The following is a 26,401-nucleotide window of genomic DNA, read 5'->3' on the forward strand; positions in this document are numbered from 1 at the left end:
CTCCTCAGATGCCGAGCCGGGTGGCCAGCAGTTCGCGGTGGTAGCCGGGCGAGCCGAGCAGCTGCTCGGCGCTGGTGGCGCGCTTGTAGTAGAGGTGCGCGGGGTGCTCCCAGGTGAAGCCGATGCCGCCATGCACCTGGATGTTCTCCGCCGCGCAGTGGTAGTACGCCTCGGAGCAGTAGGCCTTGGCCAGGCTGGCCAGCACGCCCACCTCGGTGGACCCGGTGTCCAGCGACCACCCGATCGCGTAGGCGGCGGAGGTGGCCGACTCCACCTCGAGCAGCATGTCGGCGCACTTGTGCTTGATCGCCTGGAAGGACCCGATCGGCCGGCCGAACTGGTGGCGGACCTTGGCGTACTCCACCGCCATCTCCAGTACCCGGCGGGCCCCGCCGGCCTGTTCGGCGGCCAGGGCCGCCGCCGCGATGTCCAGCGCGTCGGCCACGCTGGCCGCCACGTCGCCGGGCGCCCCGACCAGGGCCGCCGGAGTGTCATCGAAGGTCACCCTGGCCTGCTTGCGGGTGGCGTCCAGCGTGGTCAGCGGCTCGCGGGTGAGCCCGGGTGCGTCGGCGGTGACGGCGAACAACCCGTCCCGGGTGACCACGAGCAGCAGGTCGGCCAGTGCGCCGTCCAGCACGAACAGCTTCTCGCCGGTCAGCGTGTGGCCACCGGCGCCGTCCGGCTCGGCCCGGGTGGCCACGTCCTGGACCCGCCAGGAGCCGGAGGCCTCGGTCAGCGCGAGCGTCCCGATCAGTGAGCCGTCGGCCAGCCCGGGCAGGTACCGCGCTTGGCTGTCCTCGTCGCCGGCGGCCAGCAGCACCGAGGTGGCCAGCACGGCCGAGGACAGGTAGGGCCCGCAGAACAGCGCCCGGCCCATCTCCTCGCAGACCACCTGCAGCGCCACGGCGCCCGCCCCGGCCCCGCCGAGCCGTTCCGGCACCAGCAGTCCGGTCAGCCCGAGCGAGGCCAGCTCGCGCCAGACGGCCGGGTCGTGCCCGGTGTCGGTCTCCATCAGCCGGCGCACCTCGGTCTCCGGTGACCGGTCGGCCAGGAACCGGCGCACGGTGGCGCGCAGCTGGTCGTGCTCGGAGCCGAACGCGAACGGCTCGCTGGGTTGCTCGGTTGTGCCGAACGCGTCGACTCGGCGGGCCGAAACTGTCGACTCGGTGTACTGGGAACGCCGACTCGCGTTGAGCGTGGTCATGGTTGCTCCCGGTCGGTGGGGAGGCCGAGGACTTTCTCGGCGATGGTGTTGCGCTGGATCTCCGAGGTGCCGGCGCCGATGGTGGAGGCCCTCGTGCGCAGGTAGCCACGTACCCAGCGGGCGTCTTCGGCCAGGCGGGGGTCGGTGGGGGCGAGCATGGCGTCGGCGCCGAGCAGGCGCAGGGCCAGTTCGTGCAGGTGCTGTTCGAACTCGGCGTGCTGCAGCCGGTTCAGGGAGGAGACGGGGCCGGGGTCCTGGCCGGCGAGTACGCGGCTGAGCACGCGGGCTCCGTTCAGCTCCAGCAGCCGGGCGGCGGTGATGGTGCGGGCCAGTTCCTGGCGCACCGAGGGCTCCCCGGTCCGGCCCCGCTCGCGGGCCAGGCGCACCAGATCGGTGACCACCCGCTGGTAGCGCAGCGCGGCGGCGGTGAGCGAGGTGGACCGCTCGTTGCCCAGGGTGACGCGGGCGCTGCGCCAGCCGTCGTCGTGCTCGCCGATCCGGTCGCCCACCGGCACCACCACGTCGTCCAGCTCGATCTCGGCGAACATGGCGGAGCCGGCCATGTCCCGCAGCGGGTGCACGCGTACGCCGGGCGCGGTCATGTCCACGACCAGGCAGGTGATGCCGCGCGCCCGCGACTCCGCTGTGCCGGTGCGGGCGAGCAGCAGCATGCGGCGGGCCACCGGCGCGTTGGTGGACCAGATCTTGCGCCCGGTCACCCGGTACTCGCCGTCCACGAGTAACGCCCGGGTGCGCAGCGCGGCCAGGTCGGAGCCGGCGTCCGGCTCGGAGAAGCCCTGGCACCACAGCTCGTCGGCGCGCAGCATCGGGCGCAGGTAGCGCTCCCGCTGGGCGTCGGTACCGTCGCGGAGCAGGGTGGGGCCGACGATGCCGACCGCGTTGGTCGGCGGCACGGGCGTGCGGGCCAGCGCCATCTCCCGGTGGTACACGGCCCGCAGCGGGGCCGGTAGATCCATGCCGCCCCAGCGCCTCGGCCAGGCCGGGGCGATCCAGCCGTGGTCGAACAACGTGGCCTGCCAGGCCCGCAGGAACGCGAGCCGGGCCGTGCGCTCGCGCGGTGCCCGCCCCGGGTGGTGCTCCTCCAGGAACGCCCGCAGCTCGGCGCCGAACTCGGCGGGGGTCGACCCGACCCGGTCCGGGATCACCCGGCCCACACCAGCTCCAGCCGGTCGATGCCCATCGCGCCGCCCGCGTGCACGGTGACCTCCTGGCCGTCGGGCACCGCGTAGTCCGGGATGCGCCGGTGCCACTCGCGCACGGCGGTGGCCATCTCGTCGCGGGCCAGGTGGGAGCCGGCGCACCGGTGCGGGCCGGCCCCGAACGCCAGGTGACGGTTCCCGGAGCGGTCCAGCCGGACCTCCAGCGGGTCCTCGAACTCCGCCGGGTCGTTGCTGGCCAGCGCGGTGGACACCAGCACCCGGTCGCCGGCCCGCATGCGCACCCCGGCGAACTCCAGGTCGGCGGTCACCGTGCGGGCCGGGTTGATGAACGCGTGCACCCGCAGCAGCTCCTCCACCGCGCTCGGCACCAACCCGGGGTCGGCGACCAGCCGGGCCCGGTCCGCCGGGTGCTCGGCCAGGTAGCGGAAGCAGAACGAGAGGGCGGCGGTGACCGTGTCCAGGCCGGCCACGAACAGCATGAAGGTGATGTTCTGCACCTCGTCCGGGCGCAGTGGCCGGCCGTCCACCTCGCAGTCCAGCAGGGCCGAGGTGAGGTCGTCCCTCGGCTCGGCGCGCCGCTGTTCGATCAGCTCGCGCAGGTAGCCGTTGATCTCGTCGCCGGCCCGGCGGCGGGCGTCCGGGTCGGCGTGCGAGTGCAGCAGCACGTTGTTCCAGCCCACGAACCGGTCCGACTCCTCGGCGGGCAACCCGAGCATGTTGGTGAAGATGGTGGTCGGGAACGGCTGGGCGAACTCGGCGATGAAGTCGCACCGGCCCTTGGGCGCCAGCGCGTCGATCAGCTGCTCGCACGTGTCCCCGATCGCGGCGTTCCGGGCGGCCACCGCCTTGGGGGCGAACATCGGCGCCAGCACCCGCCGGTAGGCGGTATGGTCCGGCGGGTCCAGCTCCAGCGGGACCATCCGCTCCCGGCGGCTGACGTGCGCCGGGATGCCGGTCGGCCAGTTGGAGAAGTCGGCGGGCCGCTGCAGGGCCTCCCGGATGTCGGCCAGCGTGGTCAGCACCCAGTAGCCGCCGTGGTGCGGACTCCAGAACACCCGGTCGCCCCGGCACGCCCGGAAGGCGGCGAACGGGTCACGCCCGAACTCGGCGCCGAACACGTGATCGAAGTCCCGGACCAGCCCAGGAGGAACGTGGTCCGGCCGAGCCTGGGACGCCTGGGACACTGCCACCTCCATGTGTCGAATAATTCGTTACAACAATAAGCGATACTGGGTGACCCAGCAAGCTGGCGCGGGCACGAATCCGGCCGGTTGCTCGAAAATTCGCTCTCTATTTTTCCGTGCGCCGGGACGGCGGGAGGCCGGGGATGGCGCCGCGCGGGCGCAGTGCCCGGTCCATCGCGCGTTCCAGCAGGTCCTCGCGGCGCCGGTAGGCGGCCAGCTCGTCCCCGGCGCCGGGCTCACCGGTGAGCCCGGCGATCCGAGCCCGCACCTCGGCCAGCTCGTCGGTGAGCCGCTCGGTGGCCTCGGTGACGGTGAGCAGGTCCAGGTCGGACCAGTCCGAGGCGTTCGGGTCCGGCCGGGGCACCGCCTACGCCCCGGCGCGCGGGAAGTCGAACAGCTCGCGGCTGTTCCACTCGACGATCCGGTGCACCTCGTCGTCCGGCACGTCGGCGAACACCTCCACCGCGCGCTTTCGGCTGTTCGGCCAGTTGGAGTCGGAGTGCGGGTAGTCGCACTCCCAGGTGATCCGGTCGATGCCGATCTCGTGCCGGCTGGCCAGCCCGTGCTCGTCGTCGATGAAGCAGCCCCAGATGTTCCGCCGGAAGATCTCCGAGGGCTTCATCTCCTGGTTCACGTTCTGGTAGAAGCGGTGCCGGTTCCACACGTAGTCGGCGCGTTCCAGCAGGTAGGGCATCCAGCCGACGCCGCCCTCGGCCAGCGCCACCTTCAGTCGCGGGTGCCGGTGAAACACCGGGGAGAACATCAGGTCGGCGGCGGCGAACATGGAGTTGCAGCCGAACAGCGTGATGGTCACCGCGAACGGGGCGTCCGGGGCGGTGGTCGGCGCCTGGCCGGACGTGCCGAAGTGCATGCACAGCGGCAGCCCGGCCTCCTCGACGGCGTCGAACAGCGGGTCCCAGTGGTCGGTGTGGAAGGAAGGCAGGCCCAGCGGCACCGGGTTCTCGGTGAAGGAGATCGCCTTGGCGCCCAGCGCGGCGGTGCGGTGCACCTCGGCGATGCAGGCCTGGACGTCCCACAGCGGCAGGATCACGATCGGGATGAACCGCTCGGGCGCGGCCGCGCACCACTCGTCCAGCATGAAGTCGTTGAACGCCCGCACGCACAGCCCGGCGAGCTCCTTGTCCTCCCCCTGCAGGAACACCGTGCCGGCGAACCGGGGGAAGGAGGGGAAGCAGATCGCCGCCCGCACCCCGTCCAGGTCCATGTCGATCACCCGGGCCTCCGGGTCGTAACAGCCCGGCAGCATGTCGGTGTAGCGCAGCGGCTCGGTGCCGAACTCCTCGGGCCGCTTGCCGGCCACCGCGTTCAGCCCGATCTGCGGGTAGCGCCGGCCCTCGTAGTACCAGACGTGAGCCGGCGGGCCGCCGTCCGAGGCCGGCTCCTCGACGATCTTCGGGCCGGCTTCCAGCCACCTGGCCGGCAGCCGGGACTGCCACAGGTGGGGCGGCTCCACGAGATGGTCGTCCACGGAGATCAGTTGCATGTCGTCCCGGAGCGGCATGAGAATCACTCTAACTTAGAACGAATTATTCGGATAGACTTCCGGTGACGCCGATCGAACGGAAGGTGGGACGCGGTGACGGCACTGCTGAACAAGGTCGCCATGGTCACCGGGGCCGGCACCGGCATCGGCCGGGCCTCGGCGCTGGCCTTCGCCCGGGCCGGGGCCAGCGTGGTGGTCTCGGACATCGACCCGGACGGTGGCAAGGCCACCGTCGAGGAGATCCTCGCGGCCGGTGGGACGGCCAGCTTCCAACCGGCCGACGTGACCGACCCGGCGCAGGTGGGGGCGCTGGTCGCGCACGCGGTGGACACCTACGGCGGGCTGCACTGCGCGCACAACAACGCGGGGGTGCTCGGCTCCTCCGCCAAGCTGGTGGACGTGCCCGAGGCCGAATGGGCCGCGGTGCTCTCGGTCAACCTGACCGGCGTGTTCCTGTGCATGAAGCACCAGATCCCGGCCATGCTGGCGGCCGGCGGCGGGTCGATCGTGAACACCTCGTCGTTCTCCGGGCTGGTCGCGGTGCCGTTCGCGGCCGCGTACGTGGCGTCGAAACACGGCGTCGTCGGGCTCACCAAGGCCGCCGCCGTCGAGTACGGTCGCAAGGGCGTCCGGGTGAACGCCGTCTGCCCGGGGACCACGAAGACCCAGATGAACATCCAGCGGGCCGAGTCCAGCCCGGACATGGCGAAGGCGATGACCGACATCACGCCGATGCGCCGGCTGGCCGAGCCGGAGGAGATCGCCGATTCGGTGGTGTGGCTCTGCTCGGACGCCGCGTCCTTCGTGAACGGACACGCGCTGCCGGTCGACGGCGGCGCGGTGGCTCAGTAAACCCGCGGCGCGGTAGGAGAATCCCCGAATGGTCACCAAGCTCGACGCGGTCCAGGTCCCCAAGGCCGCCGAGATCGTCGCGCACACGCTGCGGCGCAAGATCGTCACCCGGGAGCTGCGGGAGGACGACCCGCTGCCGCCCGAGGACCAGCTGATGGCCGAGATGGCCGTCGCCCGGACCACGGTGCGCGAGGCGCTGCGCATCCTGGAGTCGGAGGGGCTGGTGGTGGTGCGCCGGGGCGCCGGCGGCGGGGCGCGCATGCGGACCCCGGCGGTGCCCATGGTGGCCCGGTACATCGGGCTGCTGCTGCAGTACGAGGGCGCCACCCTGGAGGACGTGCACAACGCGCGGGTGATGCTGGAGGCGCCGGCCGCCGCGCTGCTGGCCGAGCGGGCCACGCCGGAGATCGTGGACCGGTTGCGCTCGGCGCTGGCCGACGAGGCCGACGCGATGGACGACCCGCCCCGCCTGGCCCGGGCGCACGGCCGCTTCCACCAGCTGGTCGTGCAGCTCACCGGCTGCCACACGTTCGAGGCGCTCAGCTCGGTGGCCAACCGGATCATCCAGGCCCAGGCCGACCGGTTCGTCGCCGCGCACGGCGCGGAGGTGGCTACCCAGGACGGCATGGCCACCGCGCACCGGGCGCACGCCCGGCTGGTCGACCTGGTGGCCGCCGGCGCCGCGCAGGACGCCGAGGACCTGTGGCGCCGTCACCTGGAGGCCGGCGACGCGCACATCATGTCGGTGCCGGGCGCCGACTCGGTGCTGGACCTGCTCTCGTGACCGTCGAGCGAGCGTGCGAGCGAGGCCGGTCATGACCGGCCGGGTGGCCGGCAAGGTCGCCCTGATCACCGGCGCGGCCCGGGGCCAGGGCCGCAGCCACGCCGTGCGTCTGGCCGCCGAGGGCGCGGACATCGTCGCCGTGGACCGGTGCGCGGACATCGGCTCGGTGCCCTACCCGCTGGCCACCGAGGCCGACCTGGCGGAGACCGAACGCCTGGTGGAGGCGCTGGACCGGCGGATACTGAGCATCCGGGCCGACGTGCGGGACCCGGCGGCCATGCGGGAGGCCGTCCGCCGCGCCCGCACCGAGTTCGGCCGGCTGGACGTGGTCGTGGCGCAGGCCGGCATCGCGCCGATGGGCGCGGCCGAGCCGGTGTCCGCGATGCTGGACACCGTCGACGTGAACCTGGGCGGCGTGCTGAACACGCTGCACGCCGCGATCCCCGAGCTGGAGGCCGGAGCCTCGGTGATCGCCACCGGGTCACTGGCCGCGATGCGCCCCCGCTCCGGCGCCGCCGACCCGGCCGCCGCCGGCTACAAGTTCGCCAAGCAGGCGCTGTCCCACTACGTGCACGAGCTGGCCACCGCGCTGGCCCCGAAGAGCATCCGGGTCAACGCCGTCCACCCGACCAACACCGACACCCCGATGCTGCACCACCCGGGCATGTACCGGATCTTCCGCCCGGACCTGGACGCGCCCACCCGGGAGCAGGCCGAGCAGGCCTTCCCCGCGATGAACCTGATGCCGGTGCCCTACGTGGCGCCCGAGGACATCAGCCACGCCGTGCTGTTCCTGGCCTCGGACGAGTCCCGGTTCGTCACCGGCATGCAGCTGCGGGTGGACGCCGGCGGCTACCTGAAGGTGCATCCATGGGTATCAGGCTGACCGAGGACGAGGCGTGGGAGTTCGTCAGGGGCGCACTCACCGGGATCGTCAGCACGCTGGACCGGGACGGGTACCCCATCTCCCTGCCGGTCTGGTTCGTCGCCCTGGACCGGCGGATCTACTTCCGCACTCCGGCGACCAGCAAGAAGGTCGCGCGCATCGCCCGAGACGGCCGAGTCGGGTTCCTCGCCGAAGACGGCGACCGCTGGGCTGAGCTGACCGCGGTGTCCTTCCGGGCGCACGCCGAACTGATCACCGACGAGGCCACCGCCACCCAGGTGTTCGAGGCACGCGCACAGAAGTACCGGGGCCGCGGCCCGGGCGAGCGGCAGGCACTTCCCGAGGCCACCGTGCGGCACTACGCCGCCGACTCGGCCATCGTCCGCCTAACCCCGGTCGGCGCCCTGATCACCTGGGACAACCGCAAAATCCGCCGCCCCCGCTCCCCCGCCTGGCTGGTGCAGTGACGAGTTCGAAGAACGGCCCGTTGCGCCGGTTCCGGGCGCCGGCGGCCCTTCGCCACGAACCGTGAGGACCGGGAAGGCGGCCGCCCCCGGCCACTCGCGGCCCGACCACGTCCGTGACCAGGGCACGAAAGACTTGGGACGCAACGCAACGGGCAGCGATAGACGCTTCCGCCGTTGAGCCTCGAGAAGGCCGCCCACTTCGCCGAGATCTACCTGTATGGGCTCCGCCAAAGATCAAAGCCCGTTGAGGTAGATCTCGACTGGATCGGGCAGGCCGGGGTGAACACGGGGTAGTACCGGCCGCCGCGGGCCACAAACGCCACCCGCACCGGCTGGTCGATGTGCACTTCGGAGACCGGGCAGCCCACGATGTTGGTGGTGAGCCGCAGCCCGTCCTGTTCGGGTAGCTCCACCACGGCGATGACGTAGGGGTCCTGGCCGGGCCGCCACTGCTGCACGTTGACCGTGAACGAGTGCACCACCGCCCGCCCGCTGACCGGTTCCGGGTGGACCGCCCGGCCCAGGCAGCGCGGGCAGGGCAGGCTCGGCGGGTGCACCCAGAACCCGCAGTCCCGGCAGCGGGCGATGCGCAGCATCCCGTCCCGGCCGGATTGCCAGAAGAAGTCGGCCAGCGGGTCCGGCGCCGGGACCGGCCGCTCGGCCAGCACGTCCGGCACGGTCTCACCGCTTGGTGAGCTGGACATCCGACTCCTCGCGGTCCCAGGTGCCGGCGGTGCGGCCGTCCTCGCGCAGCTGGTACTTCAGCACCCGGCCGACCGGGTTCTTCGGCAGCTGCTCGCGGAACTCCACGTAGCGCGGCACGGCGAAGTAGGGCACCCGCTCGACCGCCCACAGGCAGAGCTCCCGCTCGCTCAGCGCTGAGCCGGGCGTGCGCACGGCGGTCACCTTCACGTCATCCTCGCTGACCTCGCTGGGCACCGCGTGCACGGCCACCTCCACCAGGTCCGGATGGCGCAGGAAGGTCGCCTCCAGCTCGTAGCTGGAGATGTTCTCCCCCCGCCGGCGCAGGTAGTCCTTCTTCCGGTCGACGAAGTAGAAGTTGCCGTCCGCGTCGAACTTGCCCAGGTCACCGGTGTGGAGCCACAGGTTGCGCAGGATGCCCAGCGTGGCCTCCGGGCGCTTCCAGTAGCCGGAGAACATCACGTGCGGGCGCAGCGGCCGGCAGATGATCTCGCCGACCTCGCCCGGCGGCAGCTCCTCGTCCCGGTCGTCCACGATGCGCACGTCGAAGTCCTCGTTGCGCTTCCCGCTGGCGTCCGGCACCGGGTCGGGCCGCAGCGGCGCGGTGACGATCATGCTGGCCTCGGAGAGCCCGTAACCGGGCGCGCCGGCCCGCTCCACGCCGAACCGCTCCCGCCAGATCCGGGCCATCTCCCCGGGGAACGGCGCCCCGTAGGCGATCCGCAGCTGGCCCCGGCAGCGCAGCGTCTCCGGCGTCTCCGGCGCCAGCGCGATCAGTGAGATCGCCGACCCCAGCAGGCTCACCATGCGCGCCCCGCTGCGCTCCACGTCGCCCCAGAACCGGGACACCGAGAACCGGGGGAAGACGCTGATCGCGCTGTTCAGCAGCGCGCTGGTGAGCACCCCGGTGGCGGTGGCGTTGAGGTGGAACAGCGGCTGCGGGGTCCACACGGTCTCCCCCGGCCGCCGGGTGGCCAGGTCGTTGGACTGGCGGGCCAGGTTGCACGCGTAGTTGTGGCTGATCATGCAGCCCTTGGAGGGGCCGGTGGTGCCGGCGGTGTAGATCAGCATGGTCAGGTCGCCGGGGTCGGGTTGCCGCCCGGGGTCCCGGTCGTCGTCCACGTAGAGGCCGCCCAGGGTGGCGTCCCGGAGGAACACCGGCGGGCGTTCCCGCAGGTCGCCGGCGACGTCCTCGACCCGTCCGGCGTAGTCCGGCTCGGCGATCACCAGCCGGGGCCCGGCGTCGTCGATCTGGTGGCGCAGGAACTCGCCCTTGTAGGCGGTGTTCACCGGCACGCTGATCGCCCCGGCGGCGTTGATGCCGAACCACGCGGCCACCGCGTCCACGTGGTTGTCCATCAGCGTGACCACCCGGTCGCCCGGGGCCACGCCGTGCGCGCGCAGCCCGTTGGCCAGCCGCATGGCCCGCCGGTAGAGCTGCCCGTAGCTGGTCAGGTCCCCGCCGAAGTCCAGGAACACCGCGTCGGGATCCGCTTCCACGGCCCGGCGCAGCACCCCCAGCACGGTGTCCTGCTCACCACGGCTCCAGCCCATCCCCGGCCTCCTCAAGGACGTTCGCTCGTCAACACCATGCAGCCGGCCACCGGGCCGCCGCCGTTGGACACCACGGCCACGCCCGGGTTCCCCGGGACCTGCCGGGCGCCCGCCGCTCCGCGCAGCTGGACGCAGGCCTCGTGCAGATGCCCGTACCCGTGCAACCGGCCGCCGGAGAGCTGCCCGCCGGCGGTGTTCACCGGCAGCTCGCCGGTCAGCGCGATCCGGCTGCCGTCCCCGATGAACGCGCCTCCCTCCCCCGGCCCGCAGAAGCCCAGCGCCTCCAGCCAGACCAGCGCGAGGATGGAGAAGCCGTCGTAGAGCTGGGCCAGGCGCACATCCGCCGGCTTCAGCTCGCTGCGCCGCCACAGGTGCTCGGCCGCCCCGGCCGCCGCCATCGAGGTCAGGTCGGCGTACTGGTCGAACGAGGGCCGGCCGCGCAGCGCCGTGCCCACCGCCTCCACGTAGACCGACGGCCCGGGGGTGTCCGCCGCCCGGTCCACGTGCGACACGACGAGGGCCGTCGAGCCGTCCACCGGCAGGTCGCAGTCCAGCAGGCACAGCGGGGTGGAGATCATCCGGGCGGCCAGGTAGTCCGGCATGCCGATCGGCTCGCGCAGCGGTGCGGCCGGGTTCAGTGCGGCGTTGGCCCGCTGGTTGATGGCCAGCGCGCCCAGCTGTTCCCGCGTCGTGCCGTGCACGTGGAAGTGCCGCGCGGCCAGCTGGGCCAGCCAGTTCACCGCCGAGACGGCCCCGTAGGGCGCGGTCCAGTAGTTGATCCCGGCCACCGGCCGGTCGCCGCCGGGCAGCACCCGGGCCCGGCCGGCGGCCCCCTGCGCCGTCGACTCGGTCACCGTCCGGTAGACCAGCACGTTGCGCGCCAGCCCGCCGGAGACGGCCAGGCAGGCGGCCACCAGCGCGCCCAGCTGCCCGGGTAGGTGGGCCGCGCCCTCGTACCAGTTCAGGTCCAGCCGCAGCGCGTCCTGCACGGCCTCCGGGGGCGGGCCGCCGTAGCCGAGGGTGAGCGCGGCATCGCCGCCGGGATAGGTGACGAGGCCGTCGACGTCCGTCCGGCCCAGCCCGGCGTCAGCGATCGCGGCCAGGCAGGCCTCGGTGGTCAGGTCGATGGCCGCCCGGCCCAGTCGCCGGCCGATCGCCGACTGCCCGATCCCGGTGATGCACGCGTCCCGTTCGAACCGGCGCATCAGCATGCGGCGACTCTACCTTAAATCGGTATATGTTTACTCGAATTTTTCGAAGTCTAAAGTCCGGGGCGTTCCCCAAACGCGACCGGGAGGTCGAAAGTGCGCGTGTTGCCGGCACTGTCCGCGCTGCTCATCGCCGTGCTGGCCGGGTGCTCCGAGCCCGCGCCGCCGCTGAACACCCCCGCCCCGAGCACGGCCGCCCCGAGCGAGTCGGCCCCGAGCGGGTCGGCCGCTGCGTCGAGTGCGCCGGCGGCCGCGGCGGGTGCGCCCGAGGCGCGCTGCCACACCGACCAGCTGTCCGCGCGGCTGGACGCTCCCGCGGGCCGGGGCGACTCCCAGGTCCCGGTCAAGCTGGTGTACACCAACAAGTCCCAGCGCCCCTGCCTGCTGCGCGGGGTGCCCGGCGCCGACCTGCACGGCCCGGCCGACCCGAACGGCCCGGTCTACACGCTGACCAGGCAGACCAACGGGGTCAAGGACATCCACCTGCGTCCCGGGGCCAGCGCCTCGGCCCGGCTGGTGGTGCTGCCGTACTCCGACGGCTCGGTCGGAAGCATGGGCTCCACCCGATGGGTGCCGACCCGACTGGAGACCATCCCGCCCGGGGAGACCACGCCGCTCACCGCGCAGTGGCCGGCCGGGCTGACCGTGCTGCGCCAGGACTCCGCCACCCACCCGGGTTCCTGGATCGAGCCGTTCGCGGCCGGCTGACCGCGGCCCGGCTCAGGCGCCCTCCACCGCGCCGGCGGGCAGGAAGTCGACGCCGCACTCGGCGGACAGCTTCACCACCTCGGCGGGATCCTCCAGGTTGTGCAGCTTGTCGAACAGCTCGGCCAGCCGGCCGGCCGGGCTGACCCAGAACAACGCCCGGCTGTTCTGTTCCGAGCGGTTGTAGTAGGCGTGCGGCAGGCCCATCGGCATGAGCACGGTGTCGCCGGGGCCGGCGGTCTCCCACCGGCCGTCCAGATAGAGGGTGAACACGCCCTCCAGCACATAGATGTGCTCGTCCTGCCGGGGGTGCACGTGCGGCGGAACGCCGGTGCCGGGCGGGTCGAGGGTCTCGAAGGCGAAGCTGGTGTCGCTGGCCGCCTTCATGTAGTAGGTGTGCCCGAGCACGTTCCACACCCGCTTGCGCATGCCCTCTTTGGCCCGGGTGATGCCCTTGGGCAGCGGTCCGAGCACGATCTCGTCGTCGGTCACGCGCCGCAACGTATGGCTCCACCGGGTCGGCGTCAACGGTCGATGTTTCACCCGGCCGTCGGTGGGTAAACCTCCGGCACAGTTTCCAAAGGAAGAGGCTCCCCGATGCCACTTCACCGCGCCCCGACGCCCACATCCCGCACGCTCAGCGCGCTGACCGCGACCGCCGCCTTCGGCGCCTGGCTGCTCGCCCCGGCCACCGCCGCCGCGGCACCCGATCACGACGAGGACTGCACCCACCACGACGCCGAACCCGGCGAGTACCTGTGCACGGATGACGCCGCCAGATCCGGCCACCGCTCGTCCGCCCGGCAGAAGCGGATGCGCCCGATGACCAGCGGGGAACGCCAGTACCGCGTCGGCTGCCGGCGCGGCTACATCGTGCGGGACTGCCGCGAGTTCAGCGTGGGGAACCTGCTGCGGCACGGAATCAATCCCTCCGACTGACGACCGCCCGCCAGTTCGGGCACCATGGAGGCCTCGCGGCTGGCAGGAGGCCGACCATGCCCGACAGGCCGTTCGACCCGGGCTTCAACCCGTTCGAAGAGCTGGTCAAGACCCTCGTCGGAGGGCTGGAGCAGACCCTGGGCGGGACCGAACCCGGCCCGGCGCGCACGACGGCGACACCCCGGCTGAACCGCCACGGCCGCGACCTCACCGAAGCCGCCAAGGACGGCCGGCTGGACCCGGTGATCGGCCGGGACGCCGAGGTGGAGCAGGTGCTCGAGGTGCTCTGCCGACGGACCAAGAACAACCCGGTGCTGATCGGCGACCCCGGTGTGGGCAAGACGGCCATCGTCGAAGGCATCGCGGCCCGTCTGGCCAGCGGCGACGTCCCGGCCGGGTTGCGGGACCGGCGGATGGTCGCGCTGGACCTGGCCGGCATGGTGGCCGGCACGAAGTACCGCGGCGAGTTCGAGGAACGGCTCACCGACGTGATCGACGAGGTGGTCGCGGCCGACCGGTCGGTGCTGCTGTTCCTGGACGAACTGCACACCGTGGTCGGCGCCGGCGCGGCCGAGGGCGGCGCGATGGACGCAGGCAGCATGCTGAAGCCCGCGCTGGCCCGGGGCGGGCTTCAGCTCATCGGCGCCACCACGGTCGACGAGTACCGCCGGCACATCGAACGGGACCCGGCCCTGGAGCGCCGGTTCCAGCCGATCCTGGTCGGCGAACCCGGCGTCGCGGACACCGTGGCCATCCTGCGCGGCCTGCGCGAGCGCTACCAGGAGCACCACGGGGTGCGGATCTCCGACGAGGCCACCGAGGCGGCCGCCCGGCTGGCCGAGCGGTACCTCACCGACCGCTACCTGCCCGACAAGGCGATCGACCTGATGGACCGGGCCAGCGCCCGGGTCGCCCTGCGCGGAGCATCCGAGGTGGACGCGGCCGACATCGCCGAGGTGGTCGCCCGCACCACCGGCATCCCGGTGGCCCGCCTGACCGAGGCCGACCGGCAGCGGCTGCTGCACCTGGAGGACGTGCTGCGCGAGCGGGTGGTCGGCCAGGACGACGCCGTGCTCGCGGTGGCCGACGCGGTGCGGGCCGGCCGGGCGGGCCTGACCCACCCGGGCCGCCCGGTGGGCTCGTTCCTGTTCCTCGGCCCGACCGGGGTGGGCAAGACCGAGCTGGCCCGCGCGCTGGCCGAGGCCCTGTTCGGCGGCGCGGACCGGATGATCCGGTTCGACATGAGCGAGTTCCAGGACCGGCACACGGTGTCCCGGCTGGTCGGCGCTCCACCCGGATACGTCGGCCACGACGAGCCGGGCCAGCTGACCGAGGTAGTCCGGCGCAGCCCCTACTCGGTGCTGCTGCTGGACGAGATCGAGAAGGCCCACCCCGACGTCACCGGGCTGCTGCTTCAGGTGCTGGACGCGGGCCGGCTCACCGACGCCCGGGGCCGCACGGTCAACTTCACCAACACCGTGATCATCATGACCAGCAACGTCGCGGCCGAGGCGATGCTGGCCGCCGGGGCGGTGCCGAACTGGTCGGACGAGATGCGGGAGACCCTGCTGGCCGGCCTGCGCACCCGGTTCCGCCCGGAGTTCCTGAACCGGATCGACGAGGTCGTGCCGTTCCGCCCGCTCGGCCGCTCCGAGTTGCGCGCCATCACCGAGTTGTTGCTGGCCGAGACCCGGGAGCAGTTGGCGGCGCAGGACGTGGGGCTGTCGCTGGACACGGCCGCCGTGGACTGGCTGGTCGACCGGGGCCACCGCCCGGAGTCCGGGGCTCGCCCGTTGAGGCGGACCATCGGCCGGGAACTGGACCGGCGGTTGTCCCGGATGCTGCTGGCTGGGGAGTTGCGGGCGGGACAGGTGGTACGAGCGACGGTGGTCGAGGATCGGCTCGAGTTGGGCGTCAACGACGACGCTTGAAGCCGCCGGTTTCGGCCGTGGTCGGGTTTTAAAGACAGCCTGGACGGCGGGACTGGGCAGGCTCCCGTGGCTTTTGGGGCGCCTGTTGCGTTCGGCTGGGGCGGGCCAAGATCCACATCAACCTCAGTGCCCTTTCTCGGCGTCAGAAGGGCCATGAGGTTGATGTGGATCTCCAGCGAGCCGTCCGGACGACGAACCGAGACGCAACGGGCGCAGCCCGAGCCACGGCAGACCCACCCAACCGCGCCGTCCAGGCCGTCTTTAGACCCGCCCCGAACCCTCCCGCACCCGACGGGACAGGCCCCACAGCCCCAACAGCACGATCGCCCCCAGCAACGTCGCCGCGATCGGCTGCGTCAGGAACCCCGTCAACTGGCCGTCGAACGTGCGCATGGACCGCCGGAAGGCGGCCTCCAGGATCTCCCCCAGCACGAAAGCGAGCACCAGCGGGCCGGGTTCGAAGCCGACCTTGCGCATCAGGTAGCCCATCACCCCGAGCCCGACCACGAGCAGCATGTCGAATGCGTTCATCCGCACCGTGTAGACGCCGATCATGGTGATCAGGATCGTGAGCGGCGCCAGGATGGCCGGCCGGATGCGCAGGATGCGGACGAACAGGCCGATCAGCGGCAGGCTCATCACCAGCAACAACACGTTCCCGACGTACATCGAGTTGATGACGCCCCAGAAGAGTTCGGGGCGTTCGGTGGCCAGCAGCGGGCCGGGGGTGATGTTCTGCAGCAGCAGCGCGCCGAACATCACCGCCATGGTGGCGTTGGCCGGGATGCCCAGGGACAGCAGCGGCACGAAGGACGAGGTGGCCGCCGCGTTGTTCGCGGTCTCCGGCCCGGCGACGGCCTGGATGGCCCCCTTGCCGAAGGTCTCCGGGTGCTTGGACGCCTTCCGCTCCACCGCGTAGGCGACCATCGAGGACATGGTGGCGCCGCCGCCGGGCAGCACGCCGAGCAGGAAGCCGACCAGCGAGCCCCGGCCGATCGCGCCCCGGGAGTCCCGGATGTCCCGCCGCGACGGGTAGACCGAGCCGACCGTGACCGGCGGCGGGGCCGGCGAGCGCAGCGACTCCAGGTTGTAGAGGATCTCCCCCACGCCGAATACGCCCATGGCCAGGATGACGAAGTCGATGCCGTCAAGCAGCTGGTCGCTGCCGAACGCCAGGCGGGGCGTGCCCAGCAGCGGGTCCTGGCCGATGGTGGCCAGCAGCAGCCCGAGGCAGGCCATGAGCAGGCTCTTCGCCGCCGATCCGGCGCCCAGGGTGGTGACCATGAGGATGCCGAGTACGGCGAGCATCGTGTACTCGGCCGGGCCGAAGTCCACCGCGAACCGGGCCAGCAGCGGCGCCACCAGGGACACCGCCACGATCGCCACCGTGCCGCCGATGAACGAACCGATGGCCGAGATGCCCAACGCGGCGCCGGCCCGGCCCTGTTTGGCCATCTCGTGGCCGTCGATCGCGGTGACCACGCTGGACGCCTCGCCGGGCAGCCGCAGCAGCACCGAGGTGATGGTGCCGCCGTACTGCGCGCCGTAGAAGATCCCGGCCAGCATGATGATCGCTGAGGTGGGCGGCATGCTGTAGGTGACCGGCAGCAGGATGGCGATGGTGGCCGCCGGCCCCAGGCCGGGCAGCACCCCGACCAGCATGCCCAGGGTCACCCCGAGCAGGCAGTACAGCAGGTTGGCCGGCTGGAACACGACGCCGAAGCCGTCGATCACCGGGGTCAGAAAGCCCATCAGCTACGTCCCGTCAGGTGTGCACGATGTGCGGCAGGGACACGCCCAGGCCGGTGATGAACAGCAGGTACACCGCGGCGGTCGCCCCCACCGCGACCGCCGAGGTCGTCCGCCAGGACTCCCGCCCGAGCACCCGGCACCACAGCACCAGCAGGGCCACGGTGGGGACCTCGAAGCCGACCCGCTCGAACAGCAGCGCATAACCGATCAGGGACGCCACGGCGATCGCCACGGTCACCGCGCCCCGGCCGAAGCGTTCCTCGGACGCGGCGGGCCGGGACGCCAGCACCACCAGAGCGGTGACCACCATCGCCACGCTCACCATGAGCGGCCACATGCCGGGCCCCGGGTCGGCCAGCGAGCCGAGGCCGAGGCGCCAGGACAGCCCGGCCGCGACGACTCCGAGCAGCAGGGGGACGCCGGCGGCCACGGTGTGGCGCAGGCGGTGGTCGGCGGTCTCGGTCTCCTCCGGGCGGGTCGGCGCGCTCATCCGGTCAGGTTCACGCCGAGCCGCTGGGTCATCCCGCGGAACTTCTCCAGGCTGTCGGTGAGCTGCTGGCGCACCTGGTCACCGTTCGCGTCCCACCGGGCGATGTAGTTGGTGCGCAGCGTCTGGTTGTACTCGGGGCTGGCCACCGCCTGGTCGATCGCCCCGGCCAGCTTGTTCCGCACGTCCGGCGGCAGGCCGGCCGGCGCCGCCACGAACCGGCGCTGGTCGACGACGATCTGGAAGCCGAGCTCGGTCGCGGTGGGCACGTTGGGCAGCGCCTCGACCCGCTTCTCCCCGAAAACCATCAGCGGGCGGATCGTGCCGGCCTCGATCTGCTTGTACGCCTCGGCGATCTGCAGCGAGCCGGCGTTCACCTTCCCGCCCAGCAGCGCGTTCAGCAGCGGGCCGCCGCCGTCGAACGGCACCGGCGCGGAGGGCACCTTGGCCAGGCCGAACAGCAGCGCCTGGGACAGTTGGCTGCCGGTGCCCGCACCGGTGGTGCCGTAGGCGATCCGGCCGGCCGCCGCCAGGTCGGCCACCCCGCGCACCGGCGAGTTGGCCGGCACCACCAGCACGTAGTCCTCGACCGTCAGACCCTTCACGAAGGTCATCTCGTCCAGCTTGATGGCGTCCGGGTCCGCCACCATGAGCGGGCCGATGGAGAACAGGGACTGCGGCATCACCGCGACCCGGTAGCCGTCCGGCGCGCCGCCGAACACGTCCCGGCCGGCGATCTTGCCGTTCGCGCCCGGCTTGTTCACCACCACCGCCTGCTCCCCCAGCGGCTGTTCCAGGCTGCGGCCCAGGGCGCGGGTGATCAGGTCGGTGCTGCCGCCGGCCTGGGTGGGCACGGTGAACTCCACCGGGTGGCTGGGATAGGCGCCACCGCCCCCGCCCGAGCTGCCGCCCTGTACCGAGCAGGCAGTCAGCGCCAGCACTGCCGCCAGCAGTGCCACGATCCTCATTGATCTCATGGTTCCTCCAGCGGGGCCGCTACCAGCGAGGCAGCGCGGGTTGGGTCCAGGTGGGGTCGGCCTTGACCATCGCGGCCACGTCGTCGCGGTCGCGCACGCCCAGCCGGACCCACCGCTCGTGCAGCGCGGCCAGCGCGTCGCGGTCCAGTTCCACGCCGAGGCCGGGTTCGTCGCCGACGGTCAGTGCGCCGTCCACGAACCGGTGCGACTCGGTGATCACGTCCTCGGTCTGCCACGGGCGGTGGCTGTCGCAGGCGTACTCCAGGTTCGGCACCACGCTGGCCACGTGGGTCATCGCGGCCAGGCTGATGCCCAGGTGGGTGTTCGAGTGCATGGACAGCGACACCCCGTGGGTGCGGCAGATCGCGGCCAGCTCGCGGGTCGCGGTGAGCCCGCCCCAGTAGTGGTGGTCGGAGAGCACCACCTGCACGGCCCGTTTGGCGAACGCCTCGGGGATCTCCGCGAAGGTGGTCACGCACATGTTGGTGGCCATCAGTGCGCCGGTGCGGCGGTGCACCTCGGCCATGCCGTCGATGCCGGTGGTCGGGTCCTCCATGTACTCCAGCAACCCGTGCAGCTCGCCGGCCACCCGCACGCTGGTCTCCACCGACCAGCCGCCGTTCGGGTCCAGCCGCAGCGGGTGGTCCGGGAACGCCTTGGCCAGCGCCTTGATCGCCTCGATCTCCTGGTCCGGGTCGAACACGCCGCCCTTGAGCTTGAACGAGCGGAAGCCGTAGTCATCGGCGAACCGGCGCGCCTGGCGGACCACGCCCTCCGGGTCCAGCGCATCGCCCCAGTCGTCGGTCGGCGCGTCCGGCACCGGGTGCTCGGCCCAGCGGTAGAACAGGTAGCCGCTGTACTCCACCCGGTCCCGGATCTTGCCGCCGAGCAGCGCGTGCACCGGCAGGTCCAGGGTCCGGCCCAGCGCGTCCAGGCTGGCCACCTCGAACGCGGAGACCACGCTGCGCACCAGCTTCTCGTTGGTTCGCCGGCCGCGCAGGCCGGCCGGGTCGAACTCCTTGCCGGTGTCGGTGGTCAGCGCGGCGGACTGGTAGGCCAGGTCGTGCAGGCCGTTCAGCGCGGTGAGCGGCCGTCCCGGCAGGGCGGCGGCCAGCGCGTTGGCCACCTCCAGGTACTCCGAGTCGCCGTAGGTCTCGCCGATGCCGGTGGCGCCGGCGTCGGTCTCCAGCTCCACGATGGCACGCGGGGTGTACGGCTGGTGCACGCCGAGCACGTTGAGCAGCGGGGGGTCGCCGATCAGGATCGGGGTGACCGTGGCACGGACAATTTTCGGCAGCGGACGCGACAACGTCGTCTCCTCACTCGGGCCGCATACGTGACGGGAAGCTTGTCTCCGTATGTAGACACTCGCCCTGTGTGGAGCAGTCTTTCTTGCTGATTGGTAAGCTGTCAACCGTGGAGAGCGAACGCGAGAGCGGTGTCCGAGGCGTCAAGTCCGCCGCCCGCGCGGTGGACCTGTTGGAGCTCCTCGCCTCCCGGCAGAACCGGCCGGCCCGGCTCCGCGAGCTGAGCGAGGCCCTCGGCGCGCCCCGCAGCAGCGTCTACGCGTTGATCCGCACCCTGGTCGAGCGCGGCTGGGTGCGCGCCGACCCCACCGGCACCCAGTACAGCATCGGCATCCGGGCGCTGCTGGCCGGCACGACCTACCTGGACACCGACCCGTACCTGCGCATCGTGCAGCCGCACATCAACGAGCTGAGCGCCGAGCTGAACGAGACCATCCACTTCGGCCGGATCGACCGGGGCGACATCGTCTACCTGGCCACCAAGGAGTCCACCAAGTACATCCGGCCGTTCAGCCGGGTGGGCCGCCGCCTGCCGGCGTTCAGCACGGCAATGGGCAAGTCGCTGTTGGCCGAGCGCCTGGACACGGGCATCGAGGCGCACATCCCCGAGGAGTGGACGCCGCTGACGCCGAACACCTTGGTCGACCCGGAGGCCCTGGTCCGTGACCTGGAGCTGACCCGCGAGCGTGGGTACGCGGTGGACAACGAGGAGAACTACGCCGGAGTGAAATGCTTCGGGTTCGCGCTGCGGTACACCAGTCCCGCGATGGACGCGATCAGCTGCTCGGTTCCGGCGGCGAGCCTCGACGATGGGCGGGTGGAGGTGCTGGTGGCGGCGTTGCGGCGGACGCGGTTGGAGATCGAGCGGATGGCTCCGGTGGATCTCACCTCGCCCAGCGATGCGATGCTCGGCTTTTGAGCGTGGCCGGGTTTTAAGGACGGCTTGGACGGGCGCGGTTGGGCGGTCTTCCGTGGCTTGAGTGTCGCCTGTTGCGTGTGACCCGGCGCGATTCGCGCGCCCGTTACTCTCCGTAGCGATTCGGCTCTGGAGTCGGGCGGTTCGCGCTCACGAGATCCACGTCAGCGGGGTTTGATCAAGGTCGACACCCCGCTGGTGTGGATGTCGACGCACATCGCCGGGAATGCGGCCCCGCTACAGACGCTCGGCGTCACGGAGCGTGAGAGGCACGGCCTCGCACCCTCGTCGGAAGATGTGGATCTTAGGCGGCGCCAACGCAACGCAACAGGCGCCAGTCAAGCCACGGAAGACCGCGCAACCCCGCCGTCCAGGCCGTCTTTGAAACTCGACCACAACCCAAGTTGTACGATAACTCACCGACTCATACGATGACTGGATGCCGACCGACCGCATAGCCAGGATCCGCATCGACTCGGTGCGTCTCCCGCTCGACACCCCGATCAGCGACGCCAAGGTGCTGACCGGTCGCCAGCGGCCGATGACCGAGGTGGCCATGCTGTTCGCCCGGATCGACACCGAAGCGGGCTACGCGGGGCTCGGGTTCGGGTACTCCAAGCGGGCCGGCGGGCCCGGCCAGTACGCCCACGCCCGGGAGATCGCGCCGGAACTACTCGGCGAGGACCCGAACGACATCTCCCGGCTTTGGGACAAGCTGGTCTGGGCCGGCGCCTCGGTCGGGCGGAGCGGCCTGGCCACCCAGGCCATTGCCGCGCTGGACGTGGCGCTGTGGGACCTGAAGGCCAAGCGCGCCGGCCTACCGCTGGCCAAGTTGCTGGGCGCCCACCGCGAGGAGGTGCGCTGCTACAACACCTCCGGCGGGTTCCTGCACACGCCGATCGAGCAGGTGCTGGAGAACGCCGATGAGGCGAGGGAGCGCGGCATCGGGGGCATCAAGCTGAAGGTGGGACACCCGGACGCGGCGGTGGACCTGAAGCGGGTGGCGGCGGTCCGTGAGCACCTGGGCGACGGGTTTCCGCTGATGGCGGACGCCAACCAGCAGTGGGACCGGCCCACCGCGCGGCGCCTCGGCCGGGCGCTGGACCGGTTCGGCCTGGTGTGGATCGAGGAGCCGCTGGACGCGTACGACCACGCCGGCCACGCGGCGCTGGCCAGGGCACTGGACACCCCGGTCGCCACCGGCGAGATGCTCACCAGCGTGGCCGAGCACGCGGCCCTGATCGACGCGGGCGGGCCCGACGTGCTGCAGCCGGACGCGCCGAGGATCGGCGGGATCACCCAGTTCCTCAAGCTCGCCGCGCTGGCCGAGCACCACCGGCTGGCACTGGCCCCGCACTTCGCCATGGAGCTGCACCTGCACCTCGCCGCCGCGTACCCGGGCGAGCCGTGGGTGGAGCACTTCGAGTGGCTGGAGCCGCTGTTCAACGAGCGCCTGGAGATCGCCGGCGGGTGGATGCGGGTGCCCGACCGGCCGGGGCTGGGCCTCACGTTGAGCGACCGGGTGGCGGGGTGGACCACGGACAGCTACGAGGTCACCGGGTGAGCCGCACCCAGGAGCTGGTGGAGCGGCTCACCGCGCGGATCAGGGAAGGCGTGATCCGGCCGGGCGAGAAACTGCCCACCGAGGGCAGCCTGGTGGAGGCCTACGGGGTCAGCCGGACCGTGGTGCGCGAGGCGATCTCCCGGCTGCAGGCGTCCGGCCTGGTGCAGACCCGGCACGGCGCGGGCTCCTTCGTGCTGGCCCAACCCAGCTCCACCCGGTTCGAGGTGGCCGGCGAGCTGAGCCTGGAGGCGGTGCTGGAGCTGATCGAGCTGCGCATCGGCTGTGAGACCGAGGCGGCCGCGCTGGCCGCCGTGCGCCGCACCGAGGCCCAGCTGGCCGACCTGCGGGAGGCACTGGACGAGTTCACCGCCGCCGCCGGCAACCCGGGTGCGGCCGTGCAGGCCGACCTGAGGTTCCACCGGCGCGTGGCCCTGGCCAGCGGCAACCGGTACTTCGTGGACCTGCTGGCCTCGTTCGGCCCGGGGCTGATCGTGGTGCCCGGGTACCGCTTGGATCCGGGGCCGGAGCGGTTCGCCCGGGTGGCGGCCGAGCACCGGGACGTCTACGCGGCCGTCGAACGGCGGGACCCGGAGGGGGCCAGGGCGGCCATGCGGGTGCACCTGGGCAACAGCCGGGCCCGGCTGTCAGAGGTCGAGTAGCTGCTTGCCGATCAGCAGCACCGCGCCGAACGAGGACACGGTGATCGCGGTCAGGCGCAGCCGGCGGGCGTCCAGCAACCGGTTCACCGCGCGGGACAGCGCGTAGCCCAGGAGTACGGCCGGCAGCAGCCAGGCGGTGCCCACCAGGGTGTGCCGGTCGACGGCGCCGGCCAAGGAGAGCCCGGCAACGGAGAGCACCGAGCCGACCAGGAAGAAGCCGCTCATCGTGCCGCGCAGCCTCGCCCCCACCGAGCGCTGCCAGACCAGCGCCATCGGCGGCCCGCCGATCGCCGTCGCGGTGCCCAGGAGGCCCGAGGTGGCCCCGGCCAGCACCAGTGCTGGGCGACGCGGCTCCGGGGCCCACCCCAGCGAGGTGAGTACCACGCCGACCAGCACCACCCCGGCCAACATGAGTGCCAGCCCTCGCTCCGGCAGCACGGCCACCAGCAGGCTGCCGGCGGCGGTGCCGGGCAGCCGGCCGAGCAGCGCCCAACCGGTGCCGCGAAGGTCCACGTGGGCGCGCTCGCGCACGGTGACCAGCAGGGTCACCGAGGCGGCCAGCATGATCATCGCGCCGGGCACCAAACCGGGGTCGATCAGCGCGACCACCGGCGCGGCCAGCATGCCCATGCCGAAGCCGATGCACGCCTGCAGGCAGGCCGCCAGCAGCACGGCCAGCGCGATCACCAGGAAGCCGAGCGTGCTGACCCCGGTCACGAAACGCCGGTCAGCTCGGTGCGCAGCGGGTGGTAGCACTCCGCACCGTGAACCTCCGGCGGTGCCTTCTCCGCGCACTCGTCGGTGGCCCGCCAGCACCGGGTACGGAAGCCACAGCCGGACGGCGGGCGCAGTGGTGACGGCAGCTCCCCGTCGAGCACGATCCGCTCCGCGCGGGCGGTCCGGTCCAGGGTCGGCGCGGCGGACACCAGTGCGGCCGTGTACGGGTGGCGCGGGCGTTCCAGCACCTGGTCCACCGTCCCGCGTTCCACGATCCGGCCCAGGTACATGACCACCACCCGGTCCGCGACGTGCCGCACCACGGACAGGTCGTGGGAGATGAACAGGTAGGAGACGCCCAGCCGGGCCCGCAGCTCGGCCAGCAGGTTCAGCACCTGCGCCTGCACCGACAGGTCCAGGGCGGACACCGGTTCGTCGCACACCACCACATCCGGGTTCAGCGCCAGCGCCCGGGCGATCCCGATGCGCTGGCGTTGGCCGCCGGAGAACTCCTCCGGGTGCCGGTCGGCGTCCCCCGCCCGCAGCCCGACCAGATCCAGCAACTCCCGCACGCGGGCCGCCCGGTCCCGAGCGGTCCGGTGAAGCGAGCGGTGGGTGCGCCAGGGCTCGGCGATGATCTCCCCCGCCGTCATCCGGGCGTTGAGCGAGCCGAACGGATCCTGGAAGACCATCTGCACCCGGCGCCGCCAGTCCAGCAGCTGCTTCCCGGACAGCGCGAACGGGTCGGTGCCGTCGAACCGGACGCTGCCCGAGTCGGGCCGCTCCAGCAGCAACAGCGTGCGGGCCAGCGTGGACTTCCCGCAGCCGGACTCCCCCACCAGGCCGAGCGTCTCGCCCCGGCCCAGCCGGAGGCTCACCCCGTCCAACGCGCGCACCCGGCCACCGCGCACCGGGAAGCTCTTGCGCACGTCCGAGACGTCCAGCAACGGCTCACCCACGGGAAACCTCCTCGGCGAAGAAGCAGGCCGACCGGCGCACCCCGTCGGCGGCCGGCGAAAGCGGCGGGCGTTCGCTCCGGCACCGGTCCCTGACCAGCGGGCAGCGTTCCTGGTAGGCGCAACCGGAAGGCAGCGCGCGGGGGTCCGGGGGAACGCCGCCGATCGAGCGCAGCGGCTCGCCCCGGCGGCCCCGGGACGGCACCGACTCGAGCAGCCCCTTGGTGTACGGGTGGCGGGGCGCCTCGAACACCTCGTCCACCGGCCCGGTCTCCACCACCCGGCCGGCGTACATCACCGCCACCCGGTCCGCCTCCTCGGCGACCAGGGCCAGGTCGTGGGTGATCAGTACGACGGCCATCCGGTGCTCGGCGCGCAGGTCCCGCAGGAGGCGCATGATCTGTGCCTGCACCGTCACGTCCAGGGCCGTGGTCGGCTCGTCGGCCAGCAACACGCTCGGGCGCAGGGCCACCGCCATGGCGATGAGCAACCGCTGCCGCATGCCGCCGGAGAACTGGTGCGGGTAGGCGTCCACCCGCGCCTCCGGCTCCGGGATGCCCACCCGGGCCATCAGCTCCACCGCCGCCCGCCGGGCCTCCCGGCGGGACATGCCCCGGTGGATGCGGAACGGCTCGGCCAGCTGCACTCCCACCGGGTAGACCGGGTTCAGCGCCGTGAGCGCGTCCTGGAACACGATGGCGATCTCCGCCCCCGCCTTGGCCAGCCGGGTCCGCCGGTCGGCGGCCACCAGGTCCACACCGGCCAGCCGGACCTGCCCCTCGGCCACCCTGGCCACCGGGTCCAGCAGCCCGACCACGGCTCGGGCGGTCATCGACTTGCCGCAGCCGGACTCGCCGAGCAGCGCCAGCGTCTCCCCGCGCCGGGCGGTGAAGCTGACCCCGTCCACCGGGCGCACGTCACCGATGTCCACGCTGAGCCCGCTGACCTCGAGCACCGTGTCGGTGCCGGGAGGGGCGGCGGCAGCGGCGGTCACCCGCGCACCTCCGGCTGGACCTCGGCGGTCGCGGTGGCCACCACCGCCGCCCGGGACTGCCCCGGCCTGGTCAGCCGCCAGCGCTGCCCGGGGTCGGTGGCCAGCCGCACCCACGCGGACAGCGCCGTCGCGGCCACCGTGGTCAGCACGATGGCCACGCCGGGGAAGAAGGACAGCCACCATGCGGTGCGGAGATAGGTGCGCCCGTCCGCGACCATCAGGCCCCAGCTCACGTCCGGCGGCTGGATGCCGATACCCAGGAAGCTGAGCGAGGCCTCGGCCAGCGTGATGTAGCAGAAGTCCAGCGTGGCCACGGTAAGCAGGGTGGGCAGGGCGATCGGTACCAGGTGCCGGCGGATGATCGCCCCGCCGCCGGCACCGAAGGTGCGCGCCGCGTCCACGAACCCGCGCCCACGCAGCTCGGCGGCCTCCGCGCGGGCGGTGCGCAGGAACACCGGGATCCGGGTGATGGTCAGCACCAGCACGATCGTGACCACGCTGGGTGCGAACACGTAGAGCACCACCACGGCCAGTAGCAGCGAGGGGAAGCTCATGATCACGTCGGCGGCGCGCATCGCGAAGGTTTCCCGCCTTCCCCGGTGGTAGCCGGCCCACAGCCCGAGGGAAGCGCCGATCAGCATGGCCAGCAGCACGGTCGGGAGGGCGACGGAGAACGTGGTCGCGCTGGCCACCAGCAGCCGGGCCAGCACACTGCGCCCCAGCGCGTCGGTGCCGAGCAGGCCGAACCAGCCCAGCTCCAGGCTCAGCGGCGGACGGCGGGCGATCGCCAGGTCCTGCCGCTGGGCCGCCTCGCCGAGCAGCGGCGGCCCGAGCAGCGCGCACCCGGCGGCGAGCAGCAGGACCAGCGCGGACACCACCGCGACCCGGTCGGCCAGCAGCAGATGGAGCATTCGCGGACGGGTGCTGGTGGTGGTGGGTTCGGGCGTCAGGGTTCGGGTCATGGAGCGCTC

General features: G+C 72.4%; 27 protein-coding genes. 10 read left to right on the top strand and 17 right to left on the bottom strand.

Annotated elements, in window-relative coordinates:
- Positions 1 to 4 precede the first annotated feature (4 nt).
- The 5 genes from ABEB12_RS11750 to ABEB12_RS11770 form a co-directional block, all read right to left on the bottom strand.
- Positions 5 to 1,204 (bottom strand): acyl-CoA dehydrogenase family protein, encoded by a 1,200-nt coding sequence (locus ABEB12_RS11750; protein WP_185061804.1) that lies wholly within the window; start codon positions 1,202 to 1,204, stop codon positions 5 to 7.
- Complete coding sequence (locus ABEB12_RS11755; RefSeq protein ID WP_345702757.1) at positions 1,201 to 2,379, bottom strand: acyl-CoA dehydrogenase family protein; 1,179 nt, start codon at positions 2,377 to 2,379, stop codon at positions 1,201 to 1,203. The genes ABEB12_RS11750 and ABEB12_RS11755 overlap by 4 nt, the downstream gene beginning before the upstream one ends.
- Positions 2,367 to 3,581, bottom strand: coding sequence for a cytochrome P450 (locus ABEB12_RS11760; protein ID WP_185061803.1), 1,215 nt, complete (start codon positions 3,579 to 3,581; stop codon positions 2,367 to 2,369). Before ABEB12_RS11760 ends, ABEB12_RS11755 begins: the two co-directional genes overlap by 13 nt.
- A 94-nt stretch (positions 3,582 to 3,675) precedes the next feature.
- Positions 3,676 to 3,933 (bottom strand): hypothetical protein, encoded by a 258-nt coding sequence (locus ABEB12_RS11765; protein WP_185061802.1) that lies wholly within the window; start codon positions 3,931 to 3,933, stop codon positions 3,676 to 3,678.
- Between the two features lie 3 nt (positions 3,934 to 3,936).
- On the bottom strand, positions 3,937 to 5,091 hold the full coding sequence (locus tag ABEB12_RS11770) for an amidohydrolase family protein (RefSeq protein ID WP_185061801.1): 1,155 nt from the start codon (positions 5,089 to 5,091) through the stop codon (positions 3,937 to 3,939).
- Between the two features lie 75 nt (positions 5,092 to 5,166).
- Between ABEB12_RS11770 and ABEB12_RS11775 the strand changes: the two genes are divergently transcribed.
- The 4 genes from ABEB12_RS11775 to ABEB12_RS11790 are packed head-to-tail and all read left to right on the top strand — an operon-like array spanning position 5,167 to position 8,062.
- Positions 5,167 to 5,925 (top strand): glucose 1-dehydrogenase, encoded by a 759-nt coding sequence (locus tag ABEB12_RS11775; protein WP_185061800.1) that lies wholly within the window; start codon positions 5,167 to 5,169, stop codon positions 5,923 to 5,925.
- A 28-nt stretch (positions 5,926 to 5,953) separates the two neighbouring features.
- A complete protein-coding gene (locus ABEB12_RS11780; protein ID WP_185061799.1) occupies positions 5,954 to 6,709 on the top strand; it encodes a GntR family transcriptional regulator in 756 nt (251 codons plus the stop codon).
- Between the two features lie 31 nt (positions 6,710 to 6,740).
- Positions 6,741 to 7,595, top strand: coding sequence for a mycofactocin-coupled SDR family oxidoreductase (locus ABEB12_RS11785; protein ID WP_185061798.1), 855 nt, complete (start codon positions 6,741 to 6,743; stop codon positions 7,593 to 7,595).
- Positions 7,580 to 8,062 carry a pyridoxamine 5'-phosphate oxidase family protein gene (locus tag ABEB12_RS11790; protein ID WP_185061797.1) on the top strand — a complete coding sequence of 161 codons (483 nt, stop codon included), beginning with the start codon at positions 7,580 to 7,582 and terminating at the stop codon, positions 8,060 to 8,062. The genes ABEB12_RS11785 and ABEB12_RS11790 overlap by 16 nt, the downstream gene beginning before the upstream one ends.
- A gap of 209 nt (positions 8,063 to 8,271) precedes the next feature.
- Here the strand turns inward: ABEB12_RS11790 and ABEB12_RS11795 are convergent, their stop codons facing one another.
- The 3 genes from ABEB12_RS11795 to ABEB12_RS11805 are packed head-to-tail and all read right to left on the bottom strand — an operon-like array spanning position 8,272 to position 11,529.
- A complete protein-coding gene (locus ABEB12_RS11795) occupies positions 8,272 to 8,766 on the bottom strand; it encodes an OB-fold domain-containing protein (protein WP_185061796.1) in 495 nt (164 codons plus the stop codon).
- Positions 8,744 to 10,318: an AMP-binding protein gene (locus ABEB12_RS11800; protein WP_185061795.1), complete on the bottom strand. Its 1,575-nt coding sequence runs from the start codon at positions 10,316 to 10,318 to the stop codon at positions 8,744 to 8,746. The genes ABEB12_RS11795 and ABEB12_RS11800 overlap by 23 nt, the downstream gene beginning before the upstream one ends.
- Positions 10,319 to 10,329: 11 nt before the next feature.
- Positions 10,330 to 11,529 carry a thiolase C-terminal domain-containing protein gene (locus ABEB12_RS11805; protein ID WP_221498162.1) on the bottom strand — a complete coding sequence of 400 codons (1,200 nt, stop codon included), beginning with the start codon at positions 11,527 to 11,529 and terminating at the stop codon, positions 10,330 to 10,332.
- 93 nt (positions 11,530 to 11,622) lie between these two features.
- Here ABEB12_RS11805 and ABEB12_RS11810 point away from each other — a divergent pair, with 93 nt between their 5' ends.
- Positions 11,623 to 12,234 (top strand): DUF4232 domain-containing protein, encoded by a 612-nt coding sequence (locus ABEB12_RS11810; protein WP_185061794.1) that lies wholly within the window; start codon positions 11,623 to 11,625, stop codon positions 12,232 to 12,234.
- A gap of 12 nt (positions 12,235 to 12,246) precedes the next feature.
- On the opposite strand, the gene ABEB12_RS11815 is transcribed toward ABEB12_RS11810, so the two are convergent.
- Positions 12,247 to 12,723, bottom strand: a complete 477-nt coding sequence (locus ABEB12_RS11815; protein WP_185061793.1) for a cupin domain-containing protein — start codon at positions 12,721 to 12,723, stop codon at positions 12,247 to 12,249.
- A gap of 105 nt (positions 12,724 to 12,828) precedes the next feature.
- Here ABEB12_RS11815 and ABEB12_RS11820 point away from each other — a divergent pair, with 105 nt between their 5' ends.
- Together ABEB12_RS11820 and ABEB12_RS11825 are read left to right on the top strand one after the other, a co-directional pair.
- On the top strand, positions 12,829 to 13,170 hold the full coding sequence (locus tag ABEB12_RS11820) for a hypothetical protein (protein WP_185061792.1): 342 nt from the start codon (positions 12,829 to 12,831) through the stop codon (positions 13,168 to 13,170).
- Between the two features lie 56 nt (positions 13,171 to 13,226).
- Positions 13,227 to 15,101, top strand: a complete 1,875-nt coding sequence (locus ABEB12_RS11825) for an AAA family ATPase (protein WP_185061791.1) — start codon at positions 13,227 to 13,229, stop codon at positions 15,099 to 15,101.
- A gap of 261 nt (positions 15,102 to 15,362) precedes the next feature.
- Here the strand turns inward: ABEB12_RS11825 and ABEB12_RS11830 are convergent, their stop codons facing one another.
- From ABEB12_RS11830 to ABEB12_RS11845, 4 genes are read right to left on the bottom strand one after another with little or no spacing between them, the layout of a single operon-like run.
- Positions 15,363 to 16,853 (bottom strand): tripartite tricarboxylate transporter permease, encoded by a 1,491-nt coding sequence (locus tag ABEB12_RS11830; RefSeq protein WP_185061790.1) that lies wholly within the window; start codon positions 16,851 to 16,853, stop codon positions 15,363 to 15,365.
- 13 nt (positions 16,854 to 16,866) lie between these two features.
- Positions 16,867 to 17,343, bottom strand: coding sequence for a tripartite tricarboxylate transporter TctB family protein (locus ABEB12_RS11835; protein WP_185061789.1), 477 nt, complete (start codon positions 17,341 to 17,343; stop codon positions 16,867 to 16,869).
- Complete coding sequence (locus ABEB12_RS11840) at positions 17,340 to 18,308, bottom strand: tripartite tricarboxylate transporter substrate-binding protein (RefSeq protein ID WP_185061788.1); 969 nt, start codon at positions 18,306 to 18,308, stop codon at positions 17,340 to 17,342. Before ABEB12_RS11840 ends, ABEB12_RS11835 begins: the two co-directional genes overlap by 4 nt.
- Before the next feature lie 28 nt (positions 18,309 to 18,336).
- On the bottom strand, positions 18,337 to 19,626 hold the full coding sequence (locus ABEB12_RS11845) for an enolase C-terminal domain-like protein (protein WP_185061787.1): 1,290 nt from the start codon (positions 19,624 to 19,626) through the stop codon (positions 18,337 to 18,339).
- A gap of 107 nt (positions 19,627 to 19,733) precedes the next feature.
- Here ABEB12_RS11845 and ABEB12_RS11850 point away from each other — a divergent pair, with 107 nt between their 5' ends.
- The 3 genes from ABEB12_RS11850 to ABEB12_RS11860 all read left to right on the top strand — a co-directional run bounded on the left by ABEB12_RS11850 (position 19,734) and on the right by ABEB12_RS11860 (position 22,763).
- A complete protein-coding gene (locus ABEB12_RS11850) occupies positions 19,734 to 20,543 on the top strand; it encodes an IclR family transcriptional regulator domain-containing protein (protein WP_185061786.1) in 810 nt (269 codons plus the stop codon).
- A gap of 436 nt (positions 20,544 to 20,979) precedes the next feature.
- Positions 20,980 to 22,104 (top strand): L-talarate/galactarate dehydratase, encoded by a 1,125-nt coding sequence (locus tag ABEB12_RS11855; RefSeq protein ID WP_185061785.1) that lies wholly within the window; start codon positions 20,980 to 20,982, stop codon positions 22,102 to 22,104.
- Positions 22,101 to 22,763: a FadR/GntR family transcriptional regulator gene (locus tag ABEB12_RS11860; protein ID WP_345702758.1), complete on the top strand. Its 663-nt coding sequence runs from the start codon at positions 22,101 to 22,103 to the stop codon at positions 22,761 to 22,763. Before ABEB12_RS11855 ends, ABEB12_RS11860 begins: the two co-directional genes overlap by 4 nt.
- On the opposite strand, the gene ABEB12_RS11865 is transcribed toward ABEB12_RS11860, so the two are convergent.
- The 4 genes from ABEB12_RS11865 to ABEB12_RS11880 are packed head-to-tail and all read right to left on the bottom strand — an operon-like array spanning position 22,749 to position 26,392.
- Positions 22,749 to 23,480 carry a TSUP family transporter gene (locus ABEB12_RS11865; protein ID WP_185061783.1) on the bottom strand — a complete coding sequence of 244 codons (732 nt, stop codon included), beginning with the start codon at positions 23,478 to 23,480 and terminating at the stop codon, positions 22,749 to 22,751. The two genes, ABEB12_RS11860 and ABEB12_RS11865, sit on opposite strands and share 15 nt — an antisense overlap.
- Positions 23,477 to 24,439, bottom strand: a complete 963-nt coding sequence (locus ABEB12_RS11870) for an oligopeptide/dipeptide ABC transporter ATP-binding protein (protein ID WP_185061782.1) — start codon at positions 24,437 to 24,439, stop codon at positions 23,477 to 23,479. Before ABEB12_RS11870 ends, ABEB12_RS11865 begins: the two co-directional genes overlap by 4 nt.
- Positions 24,432 to 25,430, bottom strand: coding sequence for an oligopeptide/dipeptide ABC transporter ATP-binding protein (locus tag ABEB12_RS11875; protein ID WP_185061781.1), 999 nt, complete (start codon positions 25,428 to 25,430; stop codon positions 24,432 to 24,434). Before ABEB12_RS11875 ends, ABEB12_RS11870 begins: the two co-directional genes overlap by 8 nt.
- Positions 25,427 to 26,392, bottom strand: a complete 966-nt coding sequence (locus ABEB12_RS11880) for an ABC transporter permease subunit (protein WP_185061780.1) — start codon at positions 26,390 to 26,392, stop codon at positions 25,427 to 25,429. Before ABEB12_RS11880 ends, ABEB12_RS11875 begins: the two co-directional genes overlap by 4 nt.
- Between the last annotated feature and the right edge of the window lie 9 nt (positions 26,393 to 26,401).

Origin of the sequence: Actinospineispora eucalypti (assembly GCF_039543365.1) — a bacterium.
Lineage (GTDB): Bacteria > Actinomycetota > Actinomycetes > Mycobacteriales > Pseudonocardiaceae > Pseudonocardia > Pseudonocardia eucalypti.